Genomic DNA, 24,198 nt, shown 5'->3' with positions numbered 1-24,198 from the left:
GAGGGGGACAGATACAGTTGCGGCGTAGATCCTTCTCCCCGTGAAGACGGGGAGAAGGTGGCGGCAGCCGGATGAGGGGCAGATTGCCCTCATCCTCGCTCGTTCACTTCAACAACCCGACTTCCTTGTAATACCGTTCGGCGCCCGGATGCAGCGGCACCGGCATGCCTTCCAGTGCCTTCTTCACGTCGATAGCCTTGGCGGCGGCGTGGGCTGCGGAAAGCTTCGGCAGGTTGGAGAACAAGAGCTTGGTCATCTGGTAGACGGTTTCGTCGGAAACGCCCGAATGGGTGATCAGGAAGTTGCCGACGGCGGCGGTCTCGACATCGGCGGTCTGCCCCTCATAGGTGCCGGCCGGGATTTTCACCGAGACATAGGGTGCGCCGATCTTGGCGACCTCGGCGGCCGGGATCGCCACGACATTGATCTTCAGCGAGGTCGCAAGGTCGCGGATCGAGGCGACGCCGAGACCTGCCGACTGCAGCGTCGCATCGAGTTGGCGGTTCTTGATCAGCTCGACGGATTCCGCGAACGGCAGATATTCGGTCTTGCCGAGATCCTTGTAGGACATGCCGGCCGCCGTGAAGATGGCGCGGGCATTGAGTTCCGTGCCGGAGGCCGGCGCCCCAACCGACAGGCTCTTTCCCTTGAGATCGGCAAGCGTCTTCACGCCGGATTCGGCGCTGGCGACCACCTGGATATAGTTCGGATAGATGGCGGCGATGCCGCGCAGCTTGTCGAGCTTGGCGGGAAAGCCCGCTTCCTTGTTGCCCTTCCAGGCTTCCTGGACAGAATCGCCGAGCGAGAAGGCAATCTCGCCGCGTCCTGCCTGCAGCAGGTTGAGGTTTTCGACGGATGCCTTGGTGGCCTGCACCTGGGTGCGCGCGTCCTTGATGCCCTGTCCGTAGATTTCGGCAAGCGCCACGCCGAGCGGATAATACACGCCGGACGTGCCACCGGTCAGTACGTTGATGAATTCCGCAGCCTTCGCGCCGGCGGCGGAAAATGCCGTCGAAACGGCAAGCGTCGCCACGAACATGAGATTGATTTTACTGGACTTCACGCCGAAGTTCATAATGGCCTCCTCCCAAAGCAACCACGCAGATGGGGCCATCATGGGGAGGCGTTTCCGGTGCGTCAATCGGTTTATGACGCATTCCATGCGAAGGTTGTAAGACTTTGGTTTAGCCGTCCGGCTTATTCGCCGTCGAGCGGCTCGACGCCCTGCGGCTTGCCGGCGCGGTCGAGCCGGATCTTCTCGATGCGGTTTTCAGCGGCTGTCAGCAGCTTTTCGCAGTGTTTCTTCAGCGCTTCGCCGCGCTCGTAGATGGCGATCGATTCGTCGAGCGCCACGTCGCCCCGTTCCAGCCGCGCCACGATGCTTTCGAGTTCGGCGACGGCCTTCTCGAAGGAATAGCCGCTCACATCGAGGCTCTCGGTGTTTTCGGTCATCGTCTATCCCTTCATCAGTCTGCAGATGTGCATGCCCGCCGATTCGGCGAGCCCTTCCAGATCATATCCGCCCTCGAGCAGGCTGACGATACGGTTGCCGGCATATTTGCCGGCGATCTCCATCAGCCGGCCGGTCGCCCAGTCGAAATCGTCGCCGACCAGATTGATCTGCGCCAGCGGATCGCGATGATGCGCGTCGAAGCCGGCCGAGATGATGATGAAATCCGGTCGAAAATTGTCGAGCGCCGGCAGCACGCGCGATTTGAACGCCTCACGGAAATATTCGCTGCCGGTGTCGGGCGAAAGCGGCGCGTTGACCACGTTGTTCCTGGTGCCGGTCTCGTCCTTGGCGCCGGTGCCGGGATAAAGCGGCATCTGGTGCGTCGAGCAGAACAGCACTGACGGATCGTCCCAGAAGATGTCCTGCGTGCCGTTGCCGTGATGCACGTCCCAATCGACGATCGCGACGCGTTCCATGCCGTATTTCCGCTGCGCGTGGCGCGCGGCGATCGCGGCGTTGTTGAACAGGCAAAAACCCATCGCCTTGTCTTTTTCGGCGTGGTGGCCGGGGGGCCTTGCCGCCACGAAGGCGTTGTCGACCTTGCCGTTTGCCACGTCGTCGACGGCGGCCATCGCGCCGCCGATGCCGGTCAGCGCAGCTTGAAAGCTCTTCGGTCCCACATAGGTGTCGGCCTCGATCTGGCGGATCGTGTCCTCCTCGGGGATTTCGCGCATGACGGCGCGTAGGTGCTCTTCCGGATGGGCGAGCAGAACCGCATCCTCGTTCGCCTGGGGAGCGTCCTTGCGGTCGAGCCTGGCGAAATTCGGATGCTCCAGCGCGATCGCCAGCGAGCGCAGCCGGTCCGCTCGTTCGGGATGTCCTTCCGGCGTGCCGTGTTCGAGGAAGATCTTGTGTTCGTAAAGGCGCGTGGTCATGCGGCGGCCTCGTCAGGGGTCAGTCCGGTCTGGACCTTTCCGACATGGCGCAGAAAGCTGACTTTTTCAAGCCGCAACCCCTTGCTCTTGCGCTTGTTTAGCTTGAAAGAATGGTCTTACATAGAGGGGTGCAACCCAGAGGGTAATGTGGTCAAAGAGCCAGTCAAGTCTCAGGAATTCCGCGTTCCTTTCCGCGATGTCGATATGCATGGCGAGATGTTCCGCTCGGCCTATGTCGTGCGGGCGGAAGAGGCCGTCACGGAATTCTGGCGTCGCCGCAGGTCGCAAAAGGGCGATCCGTTCTTCAGGATCGGCAAGATCACCTGCACGTTTCACTCGGCCTTGAAGCTGGGTGACGTCGTCCACACGCATATCGGCGTCAGCAAGATCGGCGGAAAGTCGGCGGGGTTCCTGGTGCATATGCTGCGGGGCAACGAGGCGGTCGCGGAAGCCGAAATCGTCTGGATGACTTGTGACCCCGAAAGCAGAGAACCGGTGCCGCTCCCCGAAGACTTGCGCGACTGGCTTTATCAGTTCCTGGATTGACGGGGCGCGGCCGATCAGGCCCGTTGCGGCAGCAGCGGATAACCGACCATTACTGCGCGGCCGGCGAGTGCCGCGATCATCGCCTTCAGCACGTCGCCGGGAACGAAGGAAAGGTCACCGATGAAGGCGGTCGAAAGCCCGGTGCCCGTGACATAAGCGAGGTAGATGACCCCGAGCGCGTGGTCGACCACCACGCCGCCGAGCAGGGCTGCGAGGAAAAAGCCGGTGATCTGTACGATGCCGCTCTGCGAACGCTCGACGAACCGTTCGGAACAATAACCGGTGATGACGGCTGCGAAGAACCAGCCGACGAGATAACCGGCGGTCGGCGACACAAAGGTGGCAAGGCCGCCGCGTCCGCCCGATAGAACCGGCAGGCCGATCGCGACCAGCAGCAGGACCAGAAACACCGCAAAACCGCCGCGCCTGGCGCCGAGGATGACGCCCGCAAGCATAACGCCGAGCGACTGGGCGGTGATCGGTACCGGAATGAAGCCGAGCATGATCGGCGGCACGAGACCGAGCGCTACGATAATGGCGGCGAAAAGGGCGGCCAGAACGAGATCACGGGTGGTCATGCTATGCGAATCCCCAGTTTTATATGAGGTTATTTCTGCGCCCGGATGCCGCGTGCGTCAATGGCGGCGGCAATCTCGTCGGCATTTTTGAGCGTCAGGATGATCAGTGGCACCGCCAGCGTCAGCGGCCGGACCTTCAGCCCGCGGGCGCGATGGGCGTCGCGGATAGCCTGGTAACGGCTGAGGATCTCCGGCACGAAACGGATGACGAGACCGATCGAAAGCCCGATATCCGCGGCCCTGACGAGCCCCAGGCGCTCCAGCGGCATGGCAAGGCGGGTGATCTCGTCGATGAAATCGCCGGTGCTGGTGGTCGCCGTCACGGCCGCGGCGAAGAGGGCAAGCGCCGTCAGCCGCGTGACGACGACCAGCGTGTCATGTCGGCCGTTGAAGACAAGTGTGAAGAGCGCCACGACCGCAATGGTCAGCAGGACCGGCCGCAGCCGCAGCCAGGATTGGCGCCACCCGAGCCGGAGCGACGAATAGACGATGCCGCCGAGCAAGGCCGCGACCGACAGAACGGCCGGCGAACGGACAAGGAAAAGGACAAGGCTGAGCGCGGCGAGGCCGAGAAGCTTTGCCCGCGGCGAAAGCCGGTGCAGAAACGTGTCGCCTTCCACGTAAAGCGTCTTCATACCGCAAGCTCGCGGTGGCGGGCGATGACCTCGGCTGGCGCGCCGTCATCGGCGAGGCGGCCTTCATGGAAGAGCAGAACCCGGTCGAAATCGGCGATCAGGCCAAGGTCATGGCTGATGACGATGACGTTTTCATCGAGCCCGTGGATCGTCCGCTCCACGAGGTCGCGGTTGCGGAGATCCAGCTGGTTGGTCGGTTCGTCCATGATCAGGATATCCGGCCGGGTCACCAGAACCGAGGCAAGCGCCGCCAGCTGCAGTTCTCCGCCCGAAAGTTCATGCACCCGCCGGTCGGCCAGATGGGCGATGCCGAACCGGGCAAGCACAGCCTCGACCGCCGCCTCCGTGTCGGCCTTCGAGAGTTTTTGGCTTTTCAGCCCGAGCGCGATATCTTCTTTCAGGATCGGCAGGATGATCTGGTTCTGCGGGTTCTGGAAAATGAAGCCGGCCTGGCCACGAACCTTGTCGCCATCCTTCACCGTATCGAGCCCATTGACGGTCACGTGACCCTCGGCAGGCAGCACCAGCCCGTTGATCATCCGCGCAAACGTCGTCTTGCCCGAGCCGTTGAGGCCGATCACGCCGATCCGCCGTTCGCTCAAGCGAAGCGTCAGCGGATAAACGACGGTGCGTCCCTCGAAACGCGCTTCTGCCTGTTCGAAACGGATATCCAAGCCAGTCCCTCGGTGTTCAGCGGTCTATAGACCGGAAGACGGGGAAGGGGAATGCGGAACCGAACGTGAACATTGAATCCGGCGCGGCGGTATCCTAGTCTAGATGCCATGGCGATTCTCATTCCAAACGATCAGGCCCGCAGGATCTTCCTCGAACGGCAGCGGCTCTGCGAACCGCCGGGCCGGGCGTTGACCAAAGCCGGCCTGCTGCAGCTCATCGACGATCTCGGTTTCGTCCAGGTGGACAGTATCGCCACCGTCGAGCGCGCCCATCACATGATCCTGTTCTCGCGCAACCAGACCTACCGGCGCGAACACCTGACCGCACTTCTGGAAAAGGACGGCGAGCTGTTCGAACACTGGACGCATGACGCCTCGATCATCCCGACCGCCTTCTTCCGCTACTGGAAACACCGTTTTCGCCGCCGCGAGCCGATCCTGGCCGAACGCTGGCGGAAATGGCACGGCGAGGGGTTCGACGCAGCCTTCGAGGAGACCTTCCAGCACATCGCCGAGAATGGCGCCATCATGTCCCGCGACATGAAGCAGGAGGACCACAAATCCGGCGGCTGGTGGAACTGGCATCCGAACAAGACGGCGCTCGAATATTACTGGCACATCGGCAAGCTGGCGATCGCCGGCCGCGTCAACTTCCAGAAGATCTACGACCTTATGGAACGGGTGATCCCGCGGCAACATCACGAGCCGGAAGTGAGCCACGAGGAATTCATCGACTGGGCCTGCCGCGGTGCCATGACCCGCCTCGGCTTTGCAACCTCCGGAGAGCTTGCCGCCTTCTTCGATCTGGTTACGCCGGACGAGGCAAAGGACTGGGTGAAGACCCATCGCGACGAACTTGTGGAAGTGCTGATCGAGACCGCCGACGGCAGCAAGCCGCGCCCCTCCTTCGCCTTCCTTGGCTTCCCCGAAAACCTGGGTGAGATCCCGGAACCGCCGGCGCGGGTGCGTGTCCTCAGCCCCTTCGATCCGCTCCTGCGCAACCGCGACCGGGCCGAGCGGCTGTTCAACTTCTTCTACCGCATCGAGGTTTTCGTGCCGGAACCGAAGCGCCAATACGGCTATTACGTCTTCCCGCTCTTGGAAGGCGACCGCATGATCGGCCGCATCGACATGAAAGCCGACCGCAAATCCGGCACGCTGGATGTGAAGCGGTTATGGCTGGAAAAGGGCGTGCGGGCTTCGGCGGGGCGGCTGGAGAAGCTGGACGCGGAACTGCTCCGCGTCGGACGGTTCGCGGGGGTGGATAAGGTGGTTTATCAGAATGGTTGGCGGGGCGAATAAGCGCGGCCGCGCCGTTTGCCGTGGCACCCCCCTCTGCCCTGCCGGGCATCTCCCCCACAAGGGGGGAGATCGGCCAGAGGCGGGCTCCCAGCTCACTCTTGAGCGAGACACTAGGCTCGGGGCTCAATCTCCTGCTGTCATTTGGGCAGGGCATTAACCCCATCCAATCTCCCCCCTTGTGGGGGAGATGCCCGGCAGGGCAGAGGGGGGTGCCTCCGGGGAGTTCAACGTCAAAGCGCCCGCCACCGCAGAAACACAGTCGCCAGAGGCGGCAATACCGCGGAGATGGAAAATTCCTTCCCGTGCGCCGCCTGCCGTTCCGCCCACACCTCCGTCTGTCCCAGGTTGGACCCGCCGTAAAGCGCTGCGTCGGTGTTCAGCACCACCTCCCAGCGGCCCTCTGCCGGAACTCCGATCCGATACCCGTGCCGCGGCATCGGCGTCAGATTCGAGGCGACCAGGATATGCGACGAGCGATCCGGCGACGAGCGCAGCATGCCGTAGACGGAATTTTCCGCATCATCCGCCACCGCCCACTCGAACCCCTCGTGATGCAGGTCGCCGAACTGCAGCGCCGGTTCCTGGGCGTAAAGCGTGTTCAGGTCGCGGACGAGCCGCTGGACGCCCGCATGGTCGGGGCTGTCGAGCAGGTCCCAGACCACCGAGCTGTCATGGTTCCATTCGCTCTCCTGCGCCAGTTCGCCACCCATGAACAAGAGCTTCTTGCCGGGATGGCCCCACATGAAGCCGTAATAGGCGCGGAGGTTCGCAAGCTTCTGCCAGCGGTCGCCCGGCATCTTGACCATCAGCGAGCCCTTGCCGTGCACCACTTCGTCATGGGAGAGCGGCAGGATGAAGCGCTCGGAATAGGCATAGATCATCCCGAAGCTCATGGCGCCATGATGGTATTTCCGGTAGACCGGGTCGTCCTGCATGTAATGCAGCGTGTCGTGCATCCAGCCCATGTTCCATTTGAAATCGAAGCCGAGGCCGCCTTCTTCGATCTTCCTGGTGACGCCCGGCCAGGCGGTCGATTCCTCCGCCGCGGTAAAGGCATGCGGGCAGCGGTTGTGGACGATGCTGTTCAGGTGCTTGAAGAACTCGACCGCCTCAAGGTTTTCGCGCCCGCCGTATTTGTTAGGGATCCATTCGCCTTCGTTGCGGCTGTAGTCCCGGTAGAGCATCGAGGCGACCGCATCGACGCGCAAAGCGTCAACATGGTAATGCTCCAGCCATTCGAGTGCCGAGGCGATCAGGAACCCTTTCACCTCGTTGCGGCCGAGATTGTAGATCAGCGTGTTCCAGTCCCCGTGGAACCCTTCGCGCGGATCGGCATGCTCGTAGAGCGGCGTCCCGTCGAATTTGGCGAGCCCCCAGACGTCGGTCGGAAAATGCGCCGGCACCCAGTCGAGGATGACGCCGATACCGGCCTGATGGCAGCGATCGATGAAATAGGCGAAATCCTCCGGCGTGCCGTGACGTCCGGTCGGGGCGAACAACCCAAGCGGCTGGTAACCCCAGGAGCCGCCGAACGGATGTTCCATGATCGGCAGCATCTCGATATGGGTGAAGCCGAGGTTCTGCACGTAGGGAATCAGCCGCTGGCTGAGTTCGACCCAGTCGAGATGGCGGTTGCCTTCCTCGGCGATCCGGAGCCACGAGCCCAGATGCACCTCGTAGATCGACATCGCGCCTTCGCGATCCCGGTCTGCGCGCTGCCTGCGCATCCAGTCCTCATCGCTCCAGCGGAACGGTTTGGACGATGCGACGATCGAAGCCGTCGACGGGGCAGCCTCGCTGGCGCGGGCAACCGGATCCGCCTTTTGCGGCAGCAGATTGCCGTTGCCGTCGAGAATCTCGAACTTGTAGCGCTCCCCGTGGGTCAGGCGCGGGATGAACAGTTCCCAGATGCCCGCCTGCGGACGCAGCCGCATCGGATAACGTCGCCCATCCCAGGAATTGAAATCGCCGACGACAGAGACGCGCCGGGCATTCGGCGCCCAGACGGAAAAGCGCACGCCCTCGACCCCTTCGACCTCCATCGGAATGGCGCCGAGCGTCCGGCCAAGATCGTAGTGTGTCCCTTGACCAATCAGGTGCAGATCGAGATCGCCGAGCAGCAGCGGGAAGGAGTAGGGGTCCTCCATCTCCTGGATGGCGTCCGGCCAATGGATCCGGAAGAAATATGGCGCGGTGCTGCCGGTCACCCCGGCAAACAGCCCACCCTCATGAATCGTTTCGAGTTCGGCCAGCACCTTGCCGGTATCGGTCTCCACCACCTCGACCGACAGCGCGCCCGGCAGCAGCGCCCGGACCACGGTGAGATTGCCGTATTGATGGCGTCCGAGGATCGAGAACGGGTCGCCGTGCCGCCCTTCGACCAGGGCCTGCAGGCCTTCCTGGACGGTGCCGATCATCAAATCGGTGCGCTCGTATCTCATGAGACGTTCTCCAGAAGTCGGGATGCGATCGCCGAGAAGCCGGCAAGCGGGAGGGGAAGCCAATGCGGGCGGCTGCGCACTTCGTAGGCGATCTCGTAGGCAGCCTTTTCGAGCAGGAAGAGATCGAGAATGCGGCCACGGGCCTCCGGCGAGATGCGCAATTCCTGGGAATTCCCGGTCACTTCGAAATAGGTATCGAGGAAGGCTGGCTCCGCCATCTCCATGAAACGTGTGACCAGCTCTTTATGGCGGGCGTCGTCCACCTCGCTGACGATTTCCCGGTCGAGGTCGGCCGAGGCTGCGAGATAACTGAGCGACCGCAGCAGCCCGGCGGCGTCGCGCAAGGGATTGGTCTTGGCGCGGCGTTCGGAAAGGTCGCGGGTTGGTTCGCCTTCGAAATCGATGATATAGGCGTCGCCCTCCGAGACCAGGATCTGGCCGAGATGGAAATCGCCGTGATTGCGGGTCATCAGCGTGCCTTCCACCGCGCTCGCAAGATGCGCGGCGAGGCCGAGAAGATCGTCACGGCGGCCTAGTAGTATTTTTGCCTCGCGGGCAATATCCGAATCCAGGTCCTCGACGGTCTTTTCGAGGATCGAGAGGCTGCGGGAGATTTGGCCCGTGACAGCCTCGCGCCATTTTTCGGCATCGGCCGCCTTTGCCCGGACCGGCTGAAAGTCCGGATCGTCGGTCGGCTGGGCGAGCGCCACATGCAGTTCGCCCAGCCGCTTGCCGATTGTCGCGACAAAATTGACGAGCGGCTTGAAATGCTCGTCCACCACCTCGCCCTCAAGGCCGGTCACCACGATTTCGTCGATGGCGCGGCGCAGGTTGCTGAGCATCCAGTTCCAGGCGTCGCCCTGGTTGCGGATCGCGCTCTGCACGATGATCAGCGTGTAGCGACTGCCATCCGGTGCCGTGCGGGCGACCTCGCCGAGCAATTGCGCGGTGTTCTGATAGCCGACATTGGTCAGGTACCGGGTCATCTCGACCTCGGGATGCATGCCGGGGAAGACGTGGCGGATGAGCTTCACCATCGCCATGTCGCCCAGAATAAGCGAACTGTTGGATTGCTCGGCGGACAGCCAGCGGACGGCCATGTCGTCGTTGATGGTCAGGCAGTCGAGCTTGTCGGTGCCGATAAATTCCAGTGTGCCGGCGCGACCTGATATCACCGACCGCTCGCAGAGGCCGCGGATCACCCCGCGCGCCAGTCCTTCCATCGCGAACCCGTCAGTCAGGAAGCCGACGCGGCGGCCCTGGCGGATGCGGGCGAGCGCCAGCTGCTGGGCGAGCGCCGTCGGCTGGGCATCGTCCCAGGAAACGGCGAGCGGCAGCAGGTATGTGTCCTTGCGGCCGTCCACCTCGGCTTCGAGTTCGCCAAGCAGGATGTTGTTGGCAAACGCGATCGGCGTTGCGGCAACCAGCGAAGCACCGGTCAGGATTTCGCCCTTCGAACCGAACCAGCGGCGCTTGCCGAGATAGGCGGGCAGGACCTCGTTCGACAGCGTAGTCGCAAGCCTCGGCTGATCGACCAGTTCCTGCAGGTCGCGGCGAGTGACCATGGTCACCATGTCCTGCATCTGCTCCGGCGGCTCCTTACGCCAGACCGGACCGTCCGCTTCCGCTACCAGATTGAACCAGAAGAAACCGTAGGGCTGCAGGGTGAGCAGATAGGTCAGCTGCCCGATCGGCGGAAAGGGCGACATGCCGGAAAGTTCGATCGGCACACGGCCGGCGAACTGGGCCAGGTCGAGCTCTACCGCCTGTGGCAAGCGTGAGAGATTGGCGACGCAGAGGATCGTGTCGCCATTGTATTCACGCAGATAGGCAAGGATCTTGCGGTTGCCCGGCGACAGGAACTTCAGCGAACCACGGCCGAATGCGAAATGTTTGTTGCGCAATGCCAGCATCCGCCGCGTCCAGTTGAGCAACGAATGGGCGTCGGCCCCCTGCGCCTCGACATTGAGCGCTTCATATCCGTAGAGCGGATCCATTATCGGCGGCAGCACGAGCCGCGCCGGGTCGGCCTTGGAGAACCCGCCATTGCGATCCGGCGACCATTGCATCGGCGTGCGCACCCCGTCGCGGTCGCCGAGATAGATGTTGTCGCCCATGCCGATCTCGTCGCCGTAATAGAGAACCGGCGTTCCGGGCATGGAGAGAAGCAGTGCGTTCATCAGTTCGATGCGGCGGCGGTCGCGCTCCATCAGGGGAGCGAGGCGGCGGCGGATGCCGAGGTTGATGCGGGCGCGGCGGTCGGCGGCATAGATGTTCCAGAGGTAATCGCGTTCCTCGTCGGTCACCATTTCGAGCGTCAGCTCGTCATGATTGCGAAGGAAGATCGCCCATTGGCAGTTTTCCGGAATTTCCGGCGTCTGCCGCATAATGTCGGTGATCGGGAAACGGTCTTCCTTGGCGATCGCCATGTACATGCGCGGCATCAGCGGGAAATGGAATGCCATGTTGCATTCGTCGCCATTGCCGAAATATTCACTCGTGTCCTCCGGCCATTGATTGGCCTCGGCGAGCAGCATCTTGCCGGGATGGGTGGAATCGAGCGAAGCGCGGATCTTCTTCAGGACGTCGTGCGTCTCGGGCAGGTTTTCATTGTTCGTGCCCTCGCGCTCGACGAGATAGGGGATCGCATCCAGCCGGAACCCATCGATGCCGGTATCGGCCCAGAAGCGCATCACGCCGAGCAGTTCTTCCAGCACCTGCGGATTGTCGAAGTTGAGGTCCGGCTGGTGGGAATAGAAGCGATGCCAGTAATAGGCGCCGGCGACCGGGTCCCAGGTCCAGTTGGATTTTTCCGTGTCGAGGAAGATGATCCGGGTTTCCGGGAATTTCTGGTCCGTATCCGACCAGACGTAGAAGTCCCGTTCCGGAGAGCCGGCCGGCGCATGGCGCGCCCGCTGGAACCAGGGATGCTGGTCGGACGTGTGGTTGATGACGAGCTCGATGATAACCCGGATGCCGCGCTGGTGCGCCGCCTCGACAAAGGCCTTGAACTCGTCGACGGTACCGTAATCGGGGCTGACGCTGCCATAGTCGGCAATGTCGTAGCCGTCGTCGCGGCGCGGCGAGGGAAAGAAGGGCAGCAGCCATATGGCGTTGGCGCCGAGCGAGGCGATATGATCGAGCTTTTCGTGCAGGCCCTGAAAATCGCCGATCCCGTCGCCATTCGCGTCGAAGAACGACTTGATGTGCAGCTGATAGATGATTGCGTCCTTATACCATAGCGGATCGCCCTCATTGATCTGTGCCTGGTTCTGCCCCTGGCTCCGGTTCGCGCTCGTCATGTCCATTTTGCTTTCCTCCCTATCGCACGCGCCAAATCCCGAAAGGCAGGCCCCAATGGGGATCGAGACGCAGCCTCTGCACCTTGCCGGCCCAGGTGAATTTGTGGCCGGTGATCAGGTCTTCGACGTCAAGTGCGCCATGGTCCGGGAGGTTCCATGACCAGAGCGGTATTTCGACATCCGCCTCGTGGGCGTTGTACGGATCGAGGTTGATTGCGATCAGCAGCACGTTCTCGCGACCGGCGCTGGCCTTCTCGAAGAACATGATGTTGTCGTTCCAGGCGGTGAGAAGCTGCAGGCCGAGATGCGAATGCAGCGCGGGGTTTTCCCGGCGGAGCCGGTTGAGAAGCGTGATCTCGCCCTTGATATTGCCCGGGCGGTCATAGTCCCAGGCACGGATCTCGTATTTCTCCGAGTCCGCATATTCCTTGCGCTTGGCGTCCGGCCGGCCCTCGCAGAGTTCGAAACCGTTATAGACGCCCCAAAGGCCGGACAGCGTTGCGGCAAGTGCGGCACGGATCAGATAGGCCGGCCGCGGCGCGTTCTGGAGGAAGTCCGGGTTGATGTCATGGGTGTTGACGAAGAAATGCGGCCGGAAGAACTCCTTCGGCTCTTCGGTGGTGATCTCGCGCATATACTGCTCGAGCTCCCACTTGGCATTGCGCCAGGTGAAATAGGTATAGGACTGCGAGAAACCGACCTTAGCGAGCCGGTACATGACTTTCGGCTTGGTGAAGGCCTCCGACAGGAAGACGACATCCGGATGCCGCGCGCGGATGTCGGCGATCAGCCACTCCCAGAATGGGAAAGGTTTGGTGTGCGGATTGTCGACGCGGAACAGCTTTACGCCGTTGTCGACCCATTTCTGCACGACATCGCGGAGCTCGACCCAAAGCGAGGGGATCGCGTCATGGGCGTAGAAATCGACGTTGACGATGTCCTCGTATTTCTTCGGCGGGTTTTCCGCATAACGGATCGTCCCGTCCGGCCGCCAGTCGAACCAGCCGGGATGTGATTTCAGCCACGGATGGTCGGGAGATGCCTGGATCGCCAGGTCGAGCGCGATTTCGAGGCCTTCGTCCTTGGCGGCATCCACCAGCCGGCGGAAGTCCTCGAACGTGCCGAGCTCAGGATGGATCGCGTCATGACCGCCTTCCTCCGAACCGATCGCATAAGGGCTGCCCGGATCCTCCGGCGCCGCGTGCAATGTGTTGTTGCGTCCCTTGCGGTTGGTCTTGCCGATCGGGTGGATGGGCGGGAAGTAGAGAACGTCGAAGCCCATGTCGCGGATGGCGGGCAGCCGCCTGATGACGTCGTCGAAAGTGCCGTGCCGGTTCGGATCGCCGCTCTGCGAGCGGGGAAAGATCTGGTACCAACTGGCGAAACCGGCAGCGATACGTTCCGCGTCGACCGGGATTGCCTGCGAGCGGACCTTGAACGGCCGACGGTCGGCCTCCGCCATCAGCTCGGCGGTCTCGGGCGCCAGCAGGATTTCGGTGCGCTGCGGGTCCTGCACCTCGGTCAGCTTGTCGAACAGTGTTTTGAGCCGTGTCTTGATCCTGCCCGACGAGTTGTCCAGCGCATCGAGGACGAGGTTGATGCCTTCCTGGATTTCGAGCCGCAGATCGAGCCGGGCCTCGTGCTTCTTGACGAATTCGTAGCGGAATATCGCAAAGGGATTACGCCAGGCTTCGATGAGGAACTCATGGCGTCCCATCCGCTTCAGTGTGAATTCCGCATTCCATCGATCGTTCAGGACGAGCTGCATGCGCTCTTCGGTCCATTCCGTCTCGTCGACTGCGCGCCAGAGCAGGGCCGCCGCCAACGGATCATGGCCATCGCCGAAAATGTCCGCCTCGACCTTTACCGTCTCGCCGACCACCCGTTTGACCACGAAACGGCCGTCATCGACGGAGGGCGTGATCTTTTCGATCGCCAGCCGGGGTGAAGCGGTCGCCTTGTCCACGGCCGGCACAGGCACGGCATCGACGATCGGGACCGACGACCGGCCTTCGAATATCCTGATCTCGCCGGGTTTCAGCTTGAGCTGCGCGGCAAAAGCTTCGCCATCCGTCTCCGGCGCTTCGAGCGGCAGGAACGGGGAGGCGGCCTCCCGGAGCGCGTTGAAGGGAGCAGCCACGGCACGGCGCAGATCGCGGTTGAGGACCACCACCCGCACCTTCTGCGCCGAACGGACGTCTTCCCGGTCGGTCTGCATCAGCGCCACCGCGGGTGTCTGGCTGGTGGAGATGAGACGGAGCGGCTGGCGGGCGAACCCGGCAGCGGTCTTGTTGGTACCGGCATTGACGCTGCGTATATCGATCGAGAGATCGAACGAGCCCTGTTCGCGCAGGCCCCTGAGCCCCATCCCGTCGCCGTGCAGCGGGTCGAGCGGCGTGGAAGCGCCGAATTCGAACCCCATCGGGATCATCAGCCCGCTGGCGAAGGCCGAGGCGAGTTTCAGCGATCGGACCGCCTTCCTTTGCAGCACTTCGCAACTGTCGGTGCCATGGGCGATGCGTTTGCCGAACGGCGCTTCCGGAAACGTGACCTGATATCCCAGCTGCCGCTGGATCTGATATTCGTCGAGGATCCAGCGCTCCTCCAGGTTCCACCAGGCAAGCGACGAGAAGCTGCCGTCGAAACCGGCGCCCTCGAGCGCCCGCCGGTCCTCGAAGGAAGTGCCGGGCGTCCATGCCAGAAAGGTGGTTTCCGGCGTCGTCTTGCGGGTCGAGACGATCAGGTCGTACCAGGCTTCCGGCGCAAGGCGGCCGATGCCGAGGCAGCGGAAACCGGCAACCCCAAGGCCGGCAAGCCGCGCCATGCGGTTGCGCCAGTCCTCGACATGACGGGCTTCGTTCATGAAATCGATGCTGCGGCTGCAGCTATCGCGCGGCGCGACACGCGGATCGGCGAGGATCGGCCCGGCATGTTCCGCGTCCATCGCGACACGGTCGACCACGAGGTCGAGCATCAGCTTGATCTTGTTTTCGCCCGCCGCCTGGATCAGCGCCTTGATCCCGTCCTCGACGGAGGAACCGAGCTGAAGCTCCGGGTCGAGGCGATCGAAATTCTTCGTGACGAAGACGCTGGCATTGTGGCCCCGTTCGAAAAGCGGCGCCGTCAGCACCGTATCGAAACCGAGATCCCTGGCATGCGCGAAAACCTCGCGCCAGGCGTCCAGCCCCCTCAGCATCAGGGGATGAACGTAATAAATCTGTGGGGGGAGTTGTGCGAGGGATGTCCCGGCGATGAATTGGGGGCGCGTGTTCATCGGATTTTCCTCGCCGCAGATTAGAGCCGTCGAATTTGCGGTCTAACTGTCGGGCGGCGGCGGTTGTTCCGATAAAAGTCCTGAGGCCAGCCGGTTTTCAAGCTCTCCGGACATGCATCTTGACGGAAGTCATTGAAGCGGATGATCAATCCGCAGTTGTCCCCGAGGGCGCTTCGCAAGCCTTATTTCCCGACAAGCTTAATCGGAAAAGGCCGGAGATCGCTCCGGCCTTGCTGGTGTGGTCAGGTTTCCGGAAGCCTTACTGCTTTTCGATCTTGCCGATCTTGGCCCACTCTTCCCAGCGCTTGGTGTCCATCGTCGCATAGTCGAGGGTCGCCTTCGGGCTGTCGAGCGTCATCGGCTCGCCGCCATTGATGCCGACGAACTTGCGGGCTTCCTCGCTGGTGGTGACCTGCGTCATCACCTTGTGCATCTTGTCGACAATATCCTTCGGCGTGCCCTTGGGCGCAGCGAGAACCCACCAGATGCGCACATCGACATTCGGCACGCCTTCTTCGGCGAAGGTCGGGATATCCGGGACTGAGGAAATGCGCTTCGCCGTGCTGACGGCCAGCACCCGCAGTGTTCCATCACGCGAGCGGGCAAGGCCGAAGACCGGGTCGCCGACCATGTAGTCGATGGCGCCGCTTGCAAAGTCGTTGAGCGAGTCGGCGCTGGTCTTGTAGCGCACCTGAAGCGTGTCCGGCACGCCGGTATTAGCCTTGTACATTTCGGCCAGGATCACCGACGGGAAGTTCGACGTGGCGTAGGAGCCCTTGGCGGCCTTTTCCTTCATCGCCTTGGTCAGGTCGGAAATCTTCTGGTAGGGCGACTTGGCGTTGACCAGCATCATGAATGCCTGGCTGAACACCGGCGCGACATAGTCGAAATCCTTGAGCGGGTCATAAGGCGGCGCGTTGAAGACGTAAGGCGCCGCGGTAAACTGGTCGGCCGAGCCGATCAGCATCGTGTAACCGTCCGGCTTGGCGTTCTTGAGTGCCACCACCGAAAGGCTTCCGAGGCCGCCCGGCTTGTTGTCGACGATGACCGTCTGCTTCAGCTGTTCTTCGAGCTTCTTGGCAAAGAAGCGGGCATAGACGTCTGCGCCGCTGCCGGCCGGGAAGCCCGCGATCAGCGTGATCTGCCGGCTTGGGTAGTTGTCGTCGCCGGCGGTGGCTGTACCTCCCGGAATGTATGCGGAAAACACCAGCGCCAGGGCGCCTGCTAAAAATTTCTTCACTGCACTCTCCTCCTAGAGTCAGTCCGGAACATCGTAGGCGAGGCCGGAATGTGATGACGCGAACAGTCTCCTCCCGCTCGCGCTAAAATATAAGGTAGCCATACATTTTGGGGACCGTCAAATGCCCTGCCGGTGTGAAAGTGGCTTCCGGCTAAAATCTAATGGGCGCGATGGCCGCGCTTATGCCGCGGCCGCAAGAGACCCGATTTTCGGGCGATTTCGAGGCCCAAAACACGAGATCTCGCCACTCCGAAAAGCCGAGATGAAGACCGTCATTCCGCCCGGCACCTGGAGTGTGAGGAGGCTTTAGGATCGGCGTGGCGGCCAGGCGCGGAGAAGGGCGCCGGCGGCGCCTCCGACAGGATCGGTCTTTGGAAGCGGCAGGTTGGCGATCCTGGCGAGCTGCGCCTCGCTCGCCGGCCCCGTCTGGATATCCGCCTTCTGCCCGGACGGGTAGGCGCCGACGACCAGGAAGTCCCGGCTGGCGTCGATCCGCATATGGCCGGTGCCGGCGGGCAGGATCAGGCAGTCGCCGGTATGGACGCTGAGTTCCGTGCCGTCCGGCCCGCCGATCAGCAGCCGTGCCCGGCCGCCGGCGATGCCCAGCACTTCGTGGGCGCCGGTGTGATAATGCTGATAGTCGAAGACGCCATTGCGCCAGATCCCCTCCCAGCCATTCTCTCGGAACCGGCTTTCGAACTTCGGCGCCATCTCGCCTTCCGCCGGAATGACGTTACGATAGACCAGCACCGGCAGTTCGGGATTGTTCGGCACCCAGGCGCTGGGTTCGAAGACAATGGTTTCGAGGGTGGTATCGGCGGTGGAGTCCATGGCATCGAGGCTCGGCGGGGTGATCTTAATGCTTCGGTTCACGGCCGAAATCCTTGCGAAGCTCATCCTTGGCCTTTTCCAGCGTCGCGCGGCGCGATTTCGAAAGTTGGCCGCCGGCGCGGTTGATGTAGAAATTCAGCATCGACATCGCCGATTGCAACGGGCTCGACTTGCGGCGATGACTCTCCTCGGCTGAGTGCTGAAGGGAGTCGGCGATCTTTTTCGGGCTGCGCGATTTGAACACGCCGTCCTTCAGGTCCATCGCATCGCTGTGTTCGGTCACGTCCTGGGACCATTTCTTCTTGGGCATGGAAATCTCCCGTGGAAGATTGGATATCCTCCCGAACCTGCCGCTGCCGGCAAGGTTCCCGCTTATCGTGCCGCGGCCGTCGTATTGCGCACCACGAGATGGGTTTCCAGCACGTAGCGCACGTCACGGATGGCACGCGACTGCAGCATGTCGAGGAGCAGCGAGACGGCCACCCGGCCGGCTTCCGTGGACCGATTGGAGACCGATGTCAGCGCCGGGTAGGTGACGGCGCCAAGCACGTCGTCGCAGCCGATCAGGCTGAAATCGCCGGGCACCGAGACCCGCTTTTCGGAAAGGCCGGCCAGCACGCCCTGCGCCGTCAGGTCGTCGAAGGCGACGGCCGCCGTGGCGCCGGTGGCAAGGATGGCGCTCACCGCATTGCGGCCGGAATTGTAGCTCGCCAGCACCGCCGGGACGGTTTCGACCACGATATCCAGCTTTGATGCGGCGGCCTTGATGGCGGTGCGGCGCTGCTTGTTCGACCAGGAATTCGACGGGCCACTGACATAGACGATCCGGCGGTGACCGAGCTTGGCGAGATGCTCGACCGCCTCGCGGACGCCCGACCCGCTGTCGATCAGCACCCGCGGAATGCCGTCGATGTCGCGGTTGATCAGTACCAGCGGCAGCAGGTTCGCATGGGCGCGGATGCGCTCGTCCGAAAGGCGGGAGGAGGCGAGTACCAAGCCTTCCACCTGGCCGGCGAACCGGCCGACCAGCTTGTCCTCCTGCGTCGGGTTCTCCTCGGTATTGCCGAGGAAGATGCAGAAATCGGAACGGTCCGCCTCCAGTTGGGCCGCCTGGATCAGCGGCGGAAAGAACGGGTTGGCGATATCGGGTACGATCAGCCCGACATTGCCGTGCCGCCCGGTGCTGAGTGCCCGCGCCGTGTGGTTCGGCACATAACCGAGCGCTTCTGCCGCCTTCATGATGCGGGTCACGGTTTCCGGGGAGAGCATGTCCGGCCGCGTGAAGGCGCGCGAGACGCTCGAACGCGCGACGCCTGCCGCATCCGCGACCTGGCTGATGGTGACGCCCTTGGTCCGCTTGATCATGAAAGTTGGAAACTCGCCCGTTTGGCCTGGCACTTAGCATGAAGTCCGCGGCGCTATCAATTCTGCCCGCAATTCGACTTGCAGACTGACATTCCTCCACTTGACATGCAACCGGTTGCATGGAAGTCTTTCGCCACAGATAAGGGACCCGCAACGGATGCGGCGAGGCGAAGCCCGCCAGCCGGTGCGACCCTGCAGACATGGAGACCGCGTTGACCATCGCCACCGCCCATCGTCCTTCGCCGCAAACGCGGCGGACTTTCGACCGCCTGTCGGTCGAAAGCTTTGCAACACGGGCCGAGATGGGCGCCGCTGCGGCCGCCGACATTGCCGCCGCCTTGACAGAGCGCCTCGCAGGCCAGACCGGTGTCAGAATGATCTTCGCTGCCGCCCCCAGCCAGGCCGACATGCTGAAGGCGCTCTGCGCCGTGCCGGGCATCGACTGGGGCCGTGTCACCGCCTTTCACATGGATGAATATATCGGCCTGTCGCCATCCTCGCCGGCGCGTTTCGTCAACTGGCTGGACGAGCATGTGTTCGACAAGCTGCCGTTCGCCGCCGTGCACCGCATCACGCCCGAGCCGGATGCCGGCGCCGAAGTGCGCCGTTATTCCGACTTGCTGAACGAGGCGCCGATCGATTTCGTCTGCCTCGGCATCGGCGTCAACGGCCATATCGCCTTCAACGATCCGCCGGTCGCCGATTTCAACGACCCACTGGACGTCAAGATCGTCGAACTGGACGATATCTGCCGCCAGCAGCAGGTCGATGACGATTGTTTCGCCGATCTCGCCTCCGTGCCGCACGAGGCGATCACGCTGACGGTGCCGCGCCTGCTCAGAGCCGACCGGATGTTCTGCGTCGTGCCGGGCGCCGTCAAGCGCGACGCTGTTTCGAAGACGCTTTACGGCCCGCTGACTACCGAATGCCCGGCAAGCGTCCTGCGCTTCCACGCCGCCTGCACCCTTTATATCGACAAGGATTCCGACCCCGATGCCTGATCACCCCGTCATCGATGCGGACGCGCTCTGCGAAGGTTATCTTGCCTCGACCCAAGCCCTGATGCGGCGGGTGCTGGAAGAGGAAAAAGCACCGCTCGATCAGGCCGCAGCAAAACTCGCCGACCAGATCGCCGCCGACCGGCTGGTGCATATCTATGGTCCCGGCGGCCATTCCAACCTCGCCTCGCAGGAGGTCTTCTTCCGTGCCGGCGGGCTGATGCATATCAGCGCCATTCTCGACGAGGGTACGCTGCTATCGAACGGCGCGCTCCGCTCCATGGCGATCGAACGCACGCCCGGTTACGGCAAGGTGGTCATCGCAAACCAGCGGCTCGGCGATACCGACCTGCTGATCCTCGTCAACGCCTATGGCATCAACGCCGCGCTGATCGATGCGGCGCTGGAAGCCAAACGTCGCGGCGCCTTCCTGATCGGCGTCAGCTCGCGCGAACATGCCTCGAAAACCTCGCCCGATCATCCGGCTCGCCATCCGACCCGGCAGAACCTCCATGACGTCGTCGACATCGCCATCGACTGCAAGGTGCCGATCGGCGATGCGGTCGTGAAGGTCCCCGGCATGGGCGAAAACATCGCGGCGATCTCCACCTTCGCCAACGCATTCACGTTGAACTGCCTGGTGATCCGCACGGTGGCGAAGCTTGTCGAGCGCGGCATCGAGCCGCCGGTCTGGCGCAGCGGCAATGCGCCGGGAGGCGACGAGGCGAACGGCCGTTTCATCGCCAATTTCCAAGGCCGGGTGAGGGCGCTCTGACCATGGTCGTCGACGGTATCGATCCCCGCACCGGCAAAGGTTTTGCGATCGAAATCGCCGAGGGCAAGATTGCCGCCATCCGCCCGGCGGAAAATACCAGTCCATTTTATCTCTCCGCCGGACTGATCGACCTGCAGGTCAACGGTTATTGCGGCTTCGACCTGAACAATGGCGAAATCACTCCCAACATCCTCCTCTCGCTCTGCGAGGAACTGCTGAGCGTCGGCGTCACCACCTTTCTGCCGACCATCATTACCGCCTCCGAGACCTCCATTCTTCAGGCCCTTTCCGAAATCGCAAAAATCCGCGCCAGCCACCGGCTGATCGCTGAAATGGTGCCGGGCATCCATGTCGAGGGGCCCTCCATCTCCGACAAGGACGGCCCGCGCGGCGCGCATCCGCTGGCGCATGTCCGGCCACCGTCGATCGAAGAGTTCCATCGCTGGCAGCAGGCTTCCGGCAATCTGGTCTCGATGGTGACGCTTGCACCGGAACATGAGGGCAGCGCCGACTACATCCGCGCTCTGACGGCCCGCGGCGTTCACGCGGCGCTCGGCCACACTGCCGCGGCCCCGGAGCAGATCCATGCCGCAGTGGAGGCGGGCGCTGTTCTCTCCACCCACCTTGGCAACGGCGCAGCCGCCATGCTGCCGCGCCATCCGAATTTCATCTGGGCGCAGCTTGCTGACGACCGGCTGACGGCAAGCTTCATTGCCGATGGCTGGCATCTGCCTGCCGATACGTTCAAGGCCATGCTGCGCGCCAAGGGCCTGGATCGGGCGATCCTCGTGTCCGACATGGTGGCGCTCGCCGGCATGCCCGCCGGCATTTACGACCAGCCGGTCGGCGGCCGCGTCGAGGTGTCTGCCGAAGGCCGGATCAGCGTTGCCGGCACGCCCTATCTGGCCGGCGCCAGCCTGCCGCTTTCGGCCAATGTCGCGATCGCATCCGAGATGGCAGGTCTTCCGCTCGCCGATACGCTTCTGCTCGCTACGGCAAATCCGGGCCGTTTCGTTGGGGGGCGAGGACGGCTGGAAGTCGGCGCGCGGGCCGATCTCGTCCGTTTCGAATGGTCTGAAGGCGAGCGGGAATTGTATATTCGCGAAACCTGGGTCGGCGGCGAGAAGGCTTATTGTGCATGATCGAGGCCGGAGCCGCCATCGTCGATATCACCCCGCCGCCCGGCCTTGCGATGTCCGGCTTTGCGGCCCGCACCCTGCCGGCCAGAGGCGCCCATGATACCCTGACGGTCCGCGCCGTGGTGGTCGGGGACACGGCAGTCGTTATCGCCGATGTCATCGGCATCGACGCCGCGACGAGCGCCCGGATCCGCAAGCGCTGCATCCTGCCGGCGGATAACGTGGTGGTCGCAGCACTCCACAATCACGGCGGTCCGGTTTCCATGGCCGGCCGGCTCAGCATCGCCGCCGATCCCGCCTATCTGGAGCGGCTGGAAGACGCCTGCATCGCCGCCATCGACAAGGCCGCCGCCGCGCGTCGGCCGGCAACAATCACTGTGGGGCAGGGAAGTGATCCGGGGATTGCGCGTAATCGGCGCCATCCCGGCGGACCCGTGGACACTTCTCTGCCACTCCTTCGCATCCGCGCTGCGGATGGCAGCATGATCGCCGTCGTCACCGCCTATGCCTGCCATCCGGTGGTGCTGGCGGCCGACAATCTCCTCTGGACGGCGGATTATCCGCATTTCGTGCGGCAGGCGCTGGAAGAAGCCTATCCGGACGCGGTTGCCCTGTTCATGACCGGCTGCGTCGGGGACGCCAATACCGGCCATTCGGCGCATGCCTCGATCTCGCTTGCCGCAAACCCGGATCGCAGCTTTGCTTCTGCCGAACGGATCGGCCGCAAGATCGCCGAGGCGGCGCTTGGCGCTGAGGAACAGCCGGTCTCGGAGACATTAAACGCCCGCAACGGCACTGTCAGTCTCGTCTTCGCGCGCCGCGAGACCGAAGCCCCCGACTTTCTCGAAAACCGCTGGCGGGAAGAGGCTCTGAGCGCCGAACCCGCCCGCAAAAGCTTGCTTGGCTATTGGGCCGATTGGGCACGCGATATCGCGCCGCTTAAACCCGAGCCGCTTGCAGCCCGCGTGACCGTGCTCGATTGGGGCGGCGTGCCGATCGTGGCGCTGCCGGGCGAGATCTTTGCGGAAACGGCGCTGACGATCCGAGCCGCACTTGGCCTGGGCAAGCCAGCCTTCGTCATCGGCTTTGCTGACGACAATCCAGGCTACATCCCGCCGGCCAGCGAATTCCAGTTCGGCGGCTACGAAGTCGACGAGGCGCATCGCTATTACGGCCTCGCCGCGACCTTCGCGCCGGGCTCGGCGGAAGCGCTGGCGGCCCGCGCCATCGAACTCGCGAAAGCCACCTCCAGTGGAAGCGGGGCAGCATGAGCCGATGGGCTGCCGCAAACGATCCGATGCTTGACACGCAACCGGTTGCATGAGAGCTTTTTATCAACAACAACAAAGGGAACAGGGACATGAAAAACAGACCAGCAAAGACTAGGATTTCGACCCGCGCGCTGCTTGTAAGCGCGGCATTCGGCGCCGCACTTCTCTCGGGCGCGTCCAGCGTTTCGGCCGAAACGCTGACGGTCTGGAGCGGTTATCCGGAAATGGCGCCGTTCTACGAACATGTCGCGCAGGGCATGAAGGCCGCCTATCCGAAACTCGACGTGAAGGTCGAGGCGATCGCCCTTCGCGAACATGAAAAGCGCGTCGCGCTCGGCCTCACAGGTGGCCAGGACGGCACGACGGTCATCGAGCTCTCCGGCTCGACCGCCACCCGTTACCTCGAAAACGATCTTCTGCCGGAAGCGCCGGCCGATATCTCGACCTTCGTGAAGGACCCGAAGAACTTCGACAAGTTCTTCAGCGATACCGCAGGCCAGGGCGGCAAGGTCTATGGCGTGCCGCTCTTCCGCGGCCAAGGCGCCCTCTATTATAACACCGACATGTTCAAGGCTGCCGGCCTGACCGCCGCGCCGAAGACCATGGAGGAATATTCGGCCTATGCCGAGAAGCTGACCAAGCGCGATGCCTCCGGCAAGGCGACGGTGTCGGGCTGGAGCATGCGTCTCTCGGGCGGTGGCCAGGGCATTGCCGAGAAATTCTGGATCAACATGCATCAATATGGTGGCGCCATCCTGGTTCCCGCAGGCGACGGCAAGTGGAAGCCCAATTTCGCCAATGAAGCTGGCCGCAAGGCGCTGAAACAGTATCTCACCAACATCTTCACCACCAAGACGGTCACCCCGGAAATGCCGGCTGACGCCGATGCCTTCGAGCGCGGCCAGACTGCCATGTTCATCCGCGAATCCTGGGTGATCGGCGACATTGCCAAGAAGGCACCGGATCTGAAATACGCCACAGCACCTCTGCCGAAGGGTTCGATCGCGCTGCCGACCAACCTCTATGTTGCCGGCAAAGGCGCCGATGCCAAGGTCGGCTGGGAATTCGCCAAGGCGGCCAATTCGCCGGACAACCTCGTCTGGCTGCTCCAGAACGTCGGCTGGCTGCCGAACCGTTCGGGTGTCGATTATTCGGCCGTCACCTCCAAGCAGCCGGCCTTCGCCGCCTTCGTCGACTATCCGAAGGGCTATGAGTTCTTCACGCTGCCGTCGATCGGCCCGATCGAGGAAATCCTGACCCGCGTTGCTGCCCAGCTCGTCGTTGCCTTCGGCGACACGTCCATGGCCGGCGACGATGCAAAGATCGACGCCTTCCTCAAGAAGACCAGCGACGAAGTGAACACCATCCTCGCCCGCGAAGGCCTGGCTGCGAAATAATCGCCGGCACCACTCGCCAATCGCATGGGCCCGGGGCATCAT

20 protein-coding genes are annotated in these 24,198 nt (G+C 63.0%); 7 read left to right on the top strand and 13 right to left on the bottom strand.

The window, feature by feature from the left end; all coding sequences use genetic code 11:
• Positions 1–103 precede the first annotated feature (103 nt).
• The 3 genes from AC1DLT_RS21965 to AC1DLT_RS21955 form a co-directional block, all read right to left on the bottom strand.
• A complete protein-coding gene (locus AC1DLT_RS21965; RefSeq protein ID WP_038592907.1) occupies positions 104–1,039 on the bottom strand; it encodes a TAXI family TRAP transporter solute-binding subunit in 936 nt (311 codons plus the stop codon).
• 158 nt (positions 1,040–1,197) lie between these two features.
• Complete coding sequence (locus AC1DLT_RS21960) at positions 1,198–1,452, bottom strand: exodeoxyribonuclease VII small subunit (RefSeq protein WP_038540522.1); 255 nt, start codon at positions 1,450–1,452, stop codon at positions 1,198–1,200.
• A 3-nt stretch (positions 1,453–1,455) separates the two neighbouring features.
• Positions 1,456–2,388, bottom strand: a complete 933-nt coding sequence (locus AC1DLT_RS21955; protein ID WP_477488154.1) for a histone deacetylase family protein — start codon at positions 2,386–2,388, stop codon at positions 1,456–1,458.
• A 147-nt stretch (positions 2,389–2,535) separates the two neighbouring features.
• Here AC1DLT_RS21955 and AC1DLT_RS21950 point away from each other — a divergent pair, with 147 nt between their 5' ends.
• Positions 2,536–2,934, top strand: a complete 399-nt coding sequence (locus AC1DLT_RS21950) for an acyl-CoA thioesterase (RefSeq protein ID WP_247034434.1) — start codon at positions 2,536–2,538, stop codon at positions 2,932–2,934.
• 14 nt (positions 2,935–2,948) lie between these two features.
• Here AC1DLT_RS21950 and AC1DLT_RS21945 read toward each other — a convergent pair whose 3' ends face one another.
• From AC1DLT_RS21945 to AC1DLT_RS21935, 3 genes are read right to left on the bottom strand one after another with little or no spacing between them, the layout of a single operon-like run.
• Positions 2,949–3,512: a biotin transporter BioY gene (locus AC1DLT_RS21945; protein ID WP_038540528.1), complete on the bottom strand. Its 564-nt coding sequence runs from the start codon at positions 3,510–3,512 to the stop codon at positions 2,949–2,951.
• 29 nt (positions 3,513–3,541) lie between these two features.
• Positions 3,542–4,147: an energy-coupling factor transporter transmembrane component T family protein gene (locus AC1DLT_RS21940; RefSeq protein WP_477488153.1), complete on the bottom strand. Its 606-nt coding sequence runs from the start codon at positions 4,145–4,147 to the stop codon at positions 3,542–3,544.
• Positions 4,144–4,821 carry an energy-coupling factor ABC transporter ATP-binding protein gene (locus tag AC1DLT_RS21935; RefSeq protein ID WP_477488152.1) on the bottom strand — a complete coding sequence of 226 codons (678 nt, stop codon included), beginning with the start codon at positions 4,819–4,821 and terminating at the stop codon, positions 4,144–4,146. The genes AC1DLT_RS21940 and AC1DLT_RS21935 overlap by 4 nt, the downstream gene beginning before the upstream one ends.
• Before the next feature lie 108 nt (positions 4,822–4,929).
• Between AC1DLT_RS21935 and AC1DLT_RS21930 the strand changes: the two genes are divergently transcribed.
• Positions 4,930–6,123, top strand: coding sequence for a winged helix-turn-helix domain-containing protein (locus tag AC1DLT_RS21930; RefSeq protein ID WP_477488151.1), 1,194 nt, complete (start codon positions 4,930–4,932; stop codon positions 6,121–6,123).
• A 230-nt stretch (positions 6,124–6,353) separates the two neighbouring features.
• Here AC1DLT_RS21930 and glgB read toward each other — a convergent pair whose 3' ends face one another.
• The 7 genes from glgB to AC1DLT_RS21895 all read right to left on the bottom strand — a co-directional run bounded on the left by glgB (position 6,354) and on the right by AC1DLT_RS21895 (position 18,576).
• Complete coding sequence (gene glgB, locus AC1DLT_RS21925) at positions 6,354–8,564, bottom strand: 1,4-alpha-glucan branching protein GlgB (RefSeq protein ID WP_477488150.1); 2,211 nt, start codon at positions 8,562–8,564, stop codon at positions 6,354–6,356.
• Positions 8,561–11,866: a maltose alpha-D-glucosyltransferase gene (gene treS / locus AC1DLT_RS21920; RefSeq protein WP_477488173.1), complete on the bottom strand. Its 3,306-nt coding sequence runs from the start codon at positions 11,864–11,866 to the stop codon at positions 8,561–8,563. Before treS ends, glgB begins: the two co-directional genes overlap by 4 nt.
• Positions 11,867–11,885: 19 nt before the next feature.
• Entirely contained in the window at positions 11,886–15,140 is a 3,255-nt protein-coding gene (locus AC1DLT_RS21915; protein WP_477488149.1) for a maltotransferase domain-containing protein, read from the bottom strand.
• A gap of 259 nt (positions 15,141–15,399) precedes the next feature.
• Positions 15,400–16,380 carry a Bug family tripartite tricarboxylate transporter substrate binding protein gene (locus tag AC1DLT_RS21910; protein ID WP_477484303.1) on the bottom strand — a complete coding sequence of 327 codons (981 nt, stop codon included), beginning with the start codon at positions 16,378–16,380 and terminating at the stop codon, positions 15,400–15,402.
• A gap of 306 nt (positions 16,381–16,686) precedes the next feature.
• Entirely contained in the window at positions 16,687–17,211 is a 525-nt protein-coding gene (locus AC1DLT_RS21905) for a cupin (RefSeq protein ID WP_477488172.1), read from the bottom strand.
• Between the two features lie 25 nt (positions 17,212–17,236).
• Positions 17,237–17,527 carry a DUF3175 domain-containing protein gene (locus tag AC1DLT_RS21900; protein ID WP_477488171.1) on the bottom strand — a complete coding sequence of 97 codons (291 nt, stop codon included), beginning with the start codon at positions 17,525–17,527 and terminating at the stop codon, positions 17,237–17,239.
• Between the two features lie 56 nt (positions 17,528–17,583).
• Positions 17,584–18,576 carry a LacI family DNA-binding transcriptional regulator gene (locus AC1DLT_RS21895; RefSeq protein WP_247136043.1) on the bottom strand — a complete coding sequence of 331 codons (993 nt, stop codon included), beginning with the start codon at positions 18,574–18,576 and terminating at the stop codon, positions 17,584–17,586.
• A gap of 212 nt (positions 18,577–18,788) precedes the next feature.
• On the opposite strand from AC1DLT_RS21895, the gene AC1DLT_RS21890 reads away from it, so the two are divergent.
• The 5 genes from AC1DLT_RS21890 (at position 18,789) to AC1DLT_RS21870 (ending at position 24,156) form a co-directional block, all read left to right on the top strand.
• A complete protein-coding gene (locus AC1DLT_RS21890; protein WP_477488148.1) occupies positions 18,789–19,577 on the top strand; it encodes a 6-phosphogluconolactonase in 789 nt (262 codons plus the stop codon).
• Positions 19,570–20,349, top strand: a complete 780-nt coding sequence (locus AC1DLT_RS21885) for a sugar isomerase domain-containing protein (RefSeq protein ID WP_477488147.1) — start codon at positions 19,570–19,572, stop codon at positions 20,347–20,349. Before AC1DLT_RS21890 ends, AC1DLT_RS21885 begins: the two co-directional genes overlap by 8 nt.
• Positions 20,350–20,351: 2 nt before the next feature.
• The gene (locus AC1DLT_RS21880; protein ID WP_477488146.1) at positions 20,352–21,491 is read left to right on the top strand and encodes an N-acetylglucosamine-6-phosphate deacetylase; all 1,140 of its coding nucleotides are present in this window, start codon (positions 20,352–20,354) and stop codon (positions 21,489–21,491) included.
• The gene (locus AC1DLT_RS21875) at positions 21,488–22,759 is read left to right on the top strand and encodes a neutral/alkaline non-lysosomal ceramidase N-terminal domain-containing protein (protein ID WP_477488145.1); all 1,272 of its coding nucleotides are present in this window, start codon (positions 21,488–21,490) and stop codon (positions 22,757–22,759) included. The genes AC1DLT_RS21880 and AC1DLT_RS21875 overlap by 4 nt, the downstream gene beginning before the upstream one ends.
• A gap of 89 nt (positions 22,760–22,848) precedes the next feature.
• The gene (locus AC1DLT_RS21870) at positions 22,849–24,156 is read left to right on the top strand and encodes an ABC transporter substrate-binding protein (protein WP_477488144.1); all 1,308 of its coding nucleotides are present in this window, start codon (positions 22,849–22,851) and stop codon (positions 24,154–24,156) included.
• Positions 24,157–24,198 lie beyond the last annotated feature (42 nt).

This window comes from Neorhizobium sp. 05N33 (assembly GCF_056397445.1).
The sequence above is the reverse complement of the archived record's forward strand: the minus strand, read 5'-3'. Positions and strand labels throughout refer to the sequence as shown.

What these genes read in the sequence shown, in the direction of transcription:
- AC1DLT_RS21945 (WP_038540528.1), bottom strand. Translation starts at nt 3,512, where the DNA reads ATGACCACCCGTGATCTCGTTCTGGCCGCCCTTTTCGCCGCCATTATC.
- AC1DLT_RS21960 (WP_038540522.1), bottom strand. Translation starts at nt 1,452, where the DNA reads ATGACCGAAAACACCGAGAGCCTCGATGTGAGCGGCTATTCCTTCGAG.
- treS (WP_477488173.1), bottom strand. Translation starts at nt 11,866, where the DNA reads ATGACGAGCGCGAACCGGAGCCAGGGGCAGAACCAGGCACAGATCAAT.
- AC1DLT_RS21940 (WP_477488153.1), bottom strand. Translation starts at nt 4,147, where the DNA reads ATGAAGACGCTTTACGTGGAAGGCGACACGTTTCTGCACCGGCTTTCG.
- AC1DLT_RS21895 (WP_247136043.1), bottom strand. Translation starts at nt 18,576, where the DNA reads ATGATCAAGCGGACCAAGGGCGTCACCATCAGCCAGGTCGCGGATGCG.
- AC1DLT_RS21930 (WP_477488151.1), top strand. Translation starts at nt 4,930, where the DNA reads ATGGCGATTCTCATTCCAAACGATCAGGCCCGCAGGATCTTCCTCGAA.
- glgB (WP_477488150.1), bottom strand. Translation starts at nt 8,564, where the DNA reads ATGAGATACGAGCGCACCGATTTGATGATCGGCACCGTCCAGGAAGGC.
- AC1DLT_RS21905 (WP_477488172.1), bottom strand. Translation starts at nt 17,211, where the DNA reads ATGGACTCCACCGCCGATACCACCCTCGAAACCATTGTCTTCGAACCC.
- AC1DLT_RS21885 (WP_477488147.1), top strand. Translation starts at nt 19,570, where the DNA reads ATGCCTGATCACCCCGTCATCGATGCGGACGCGCTCTGCGAAGGTTAT.
- AC1DLT_RS21880 (WP_477488146.1), top strand. Translation starts at nt 20,352, where the DNA reads ATGGTCGTCGACGGTATCGATCCCCGCACCGGCAAAGGTTTTGCGATC.
- AC1DLT_RS21875 (WP_477488145.1), top strand. Translation starts at nt 21,488, where the DNA reads ATGATCGAGGCCGGAGCCGCCATCGTCGATATCACCCCGCCGCCCGGC.
- AC1DLT_RS21915 (WP_477488149.1), bottom strand. Translation starts at nt 15,140, where the DNA reads ATGAACACGCGCCCCCAATTCATCGCCGGGACATCCCTCGCACAACTC.
- AC1DLT_RS21870 (WP_477488144.1), top strand. Translation starts at nt 22,849, where the DNA reads ATGAAAAACAGACCAGCAAAGACTAGGATTTCGACCCGCGCGCTGCTT.
- AC1DLT_RS21955 (WP_477488154.1), bottom strand. Translation starts at nt 2,388, where the DNA reads ATGACCACGCGCCTTTACGAACACAAGATCTTCCTCGAACACGGCACG.
- AC1DLT_RS21965 (WP_038592907.1), bottom strand. Translation starts at nt 1,039, where the DNA reads ATGTTCGTGGCGACGCTTGCCGTTTCGACGGCATTTTCCGCCGCCGGC.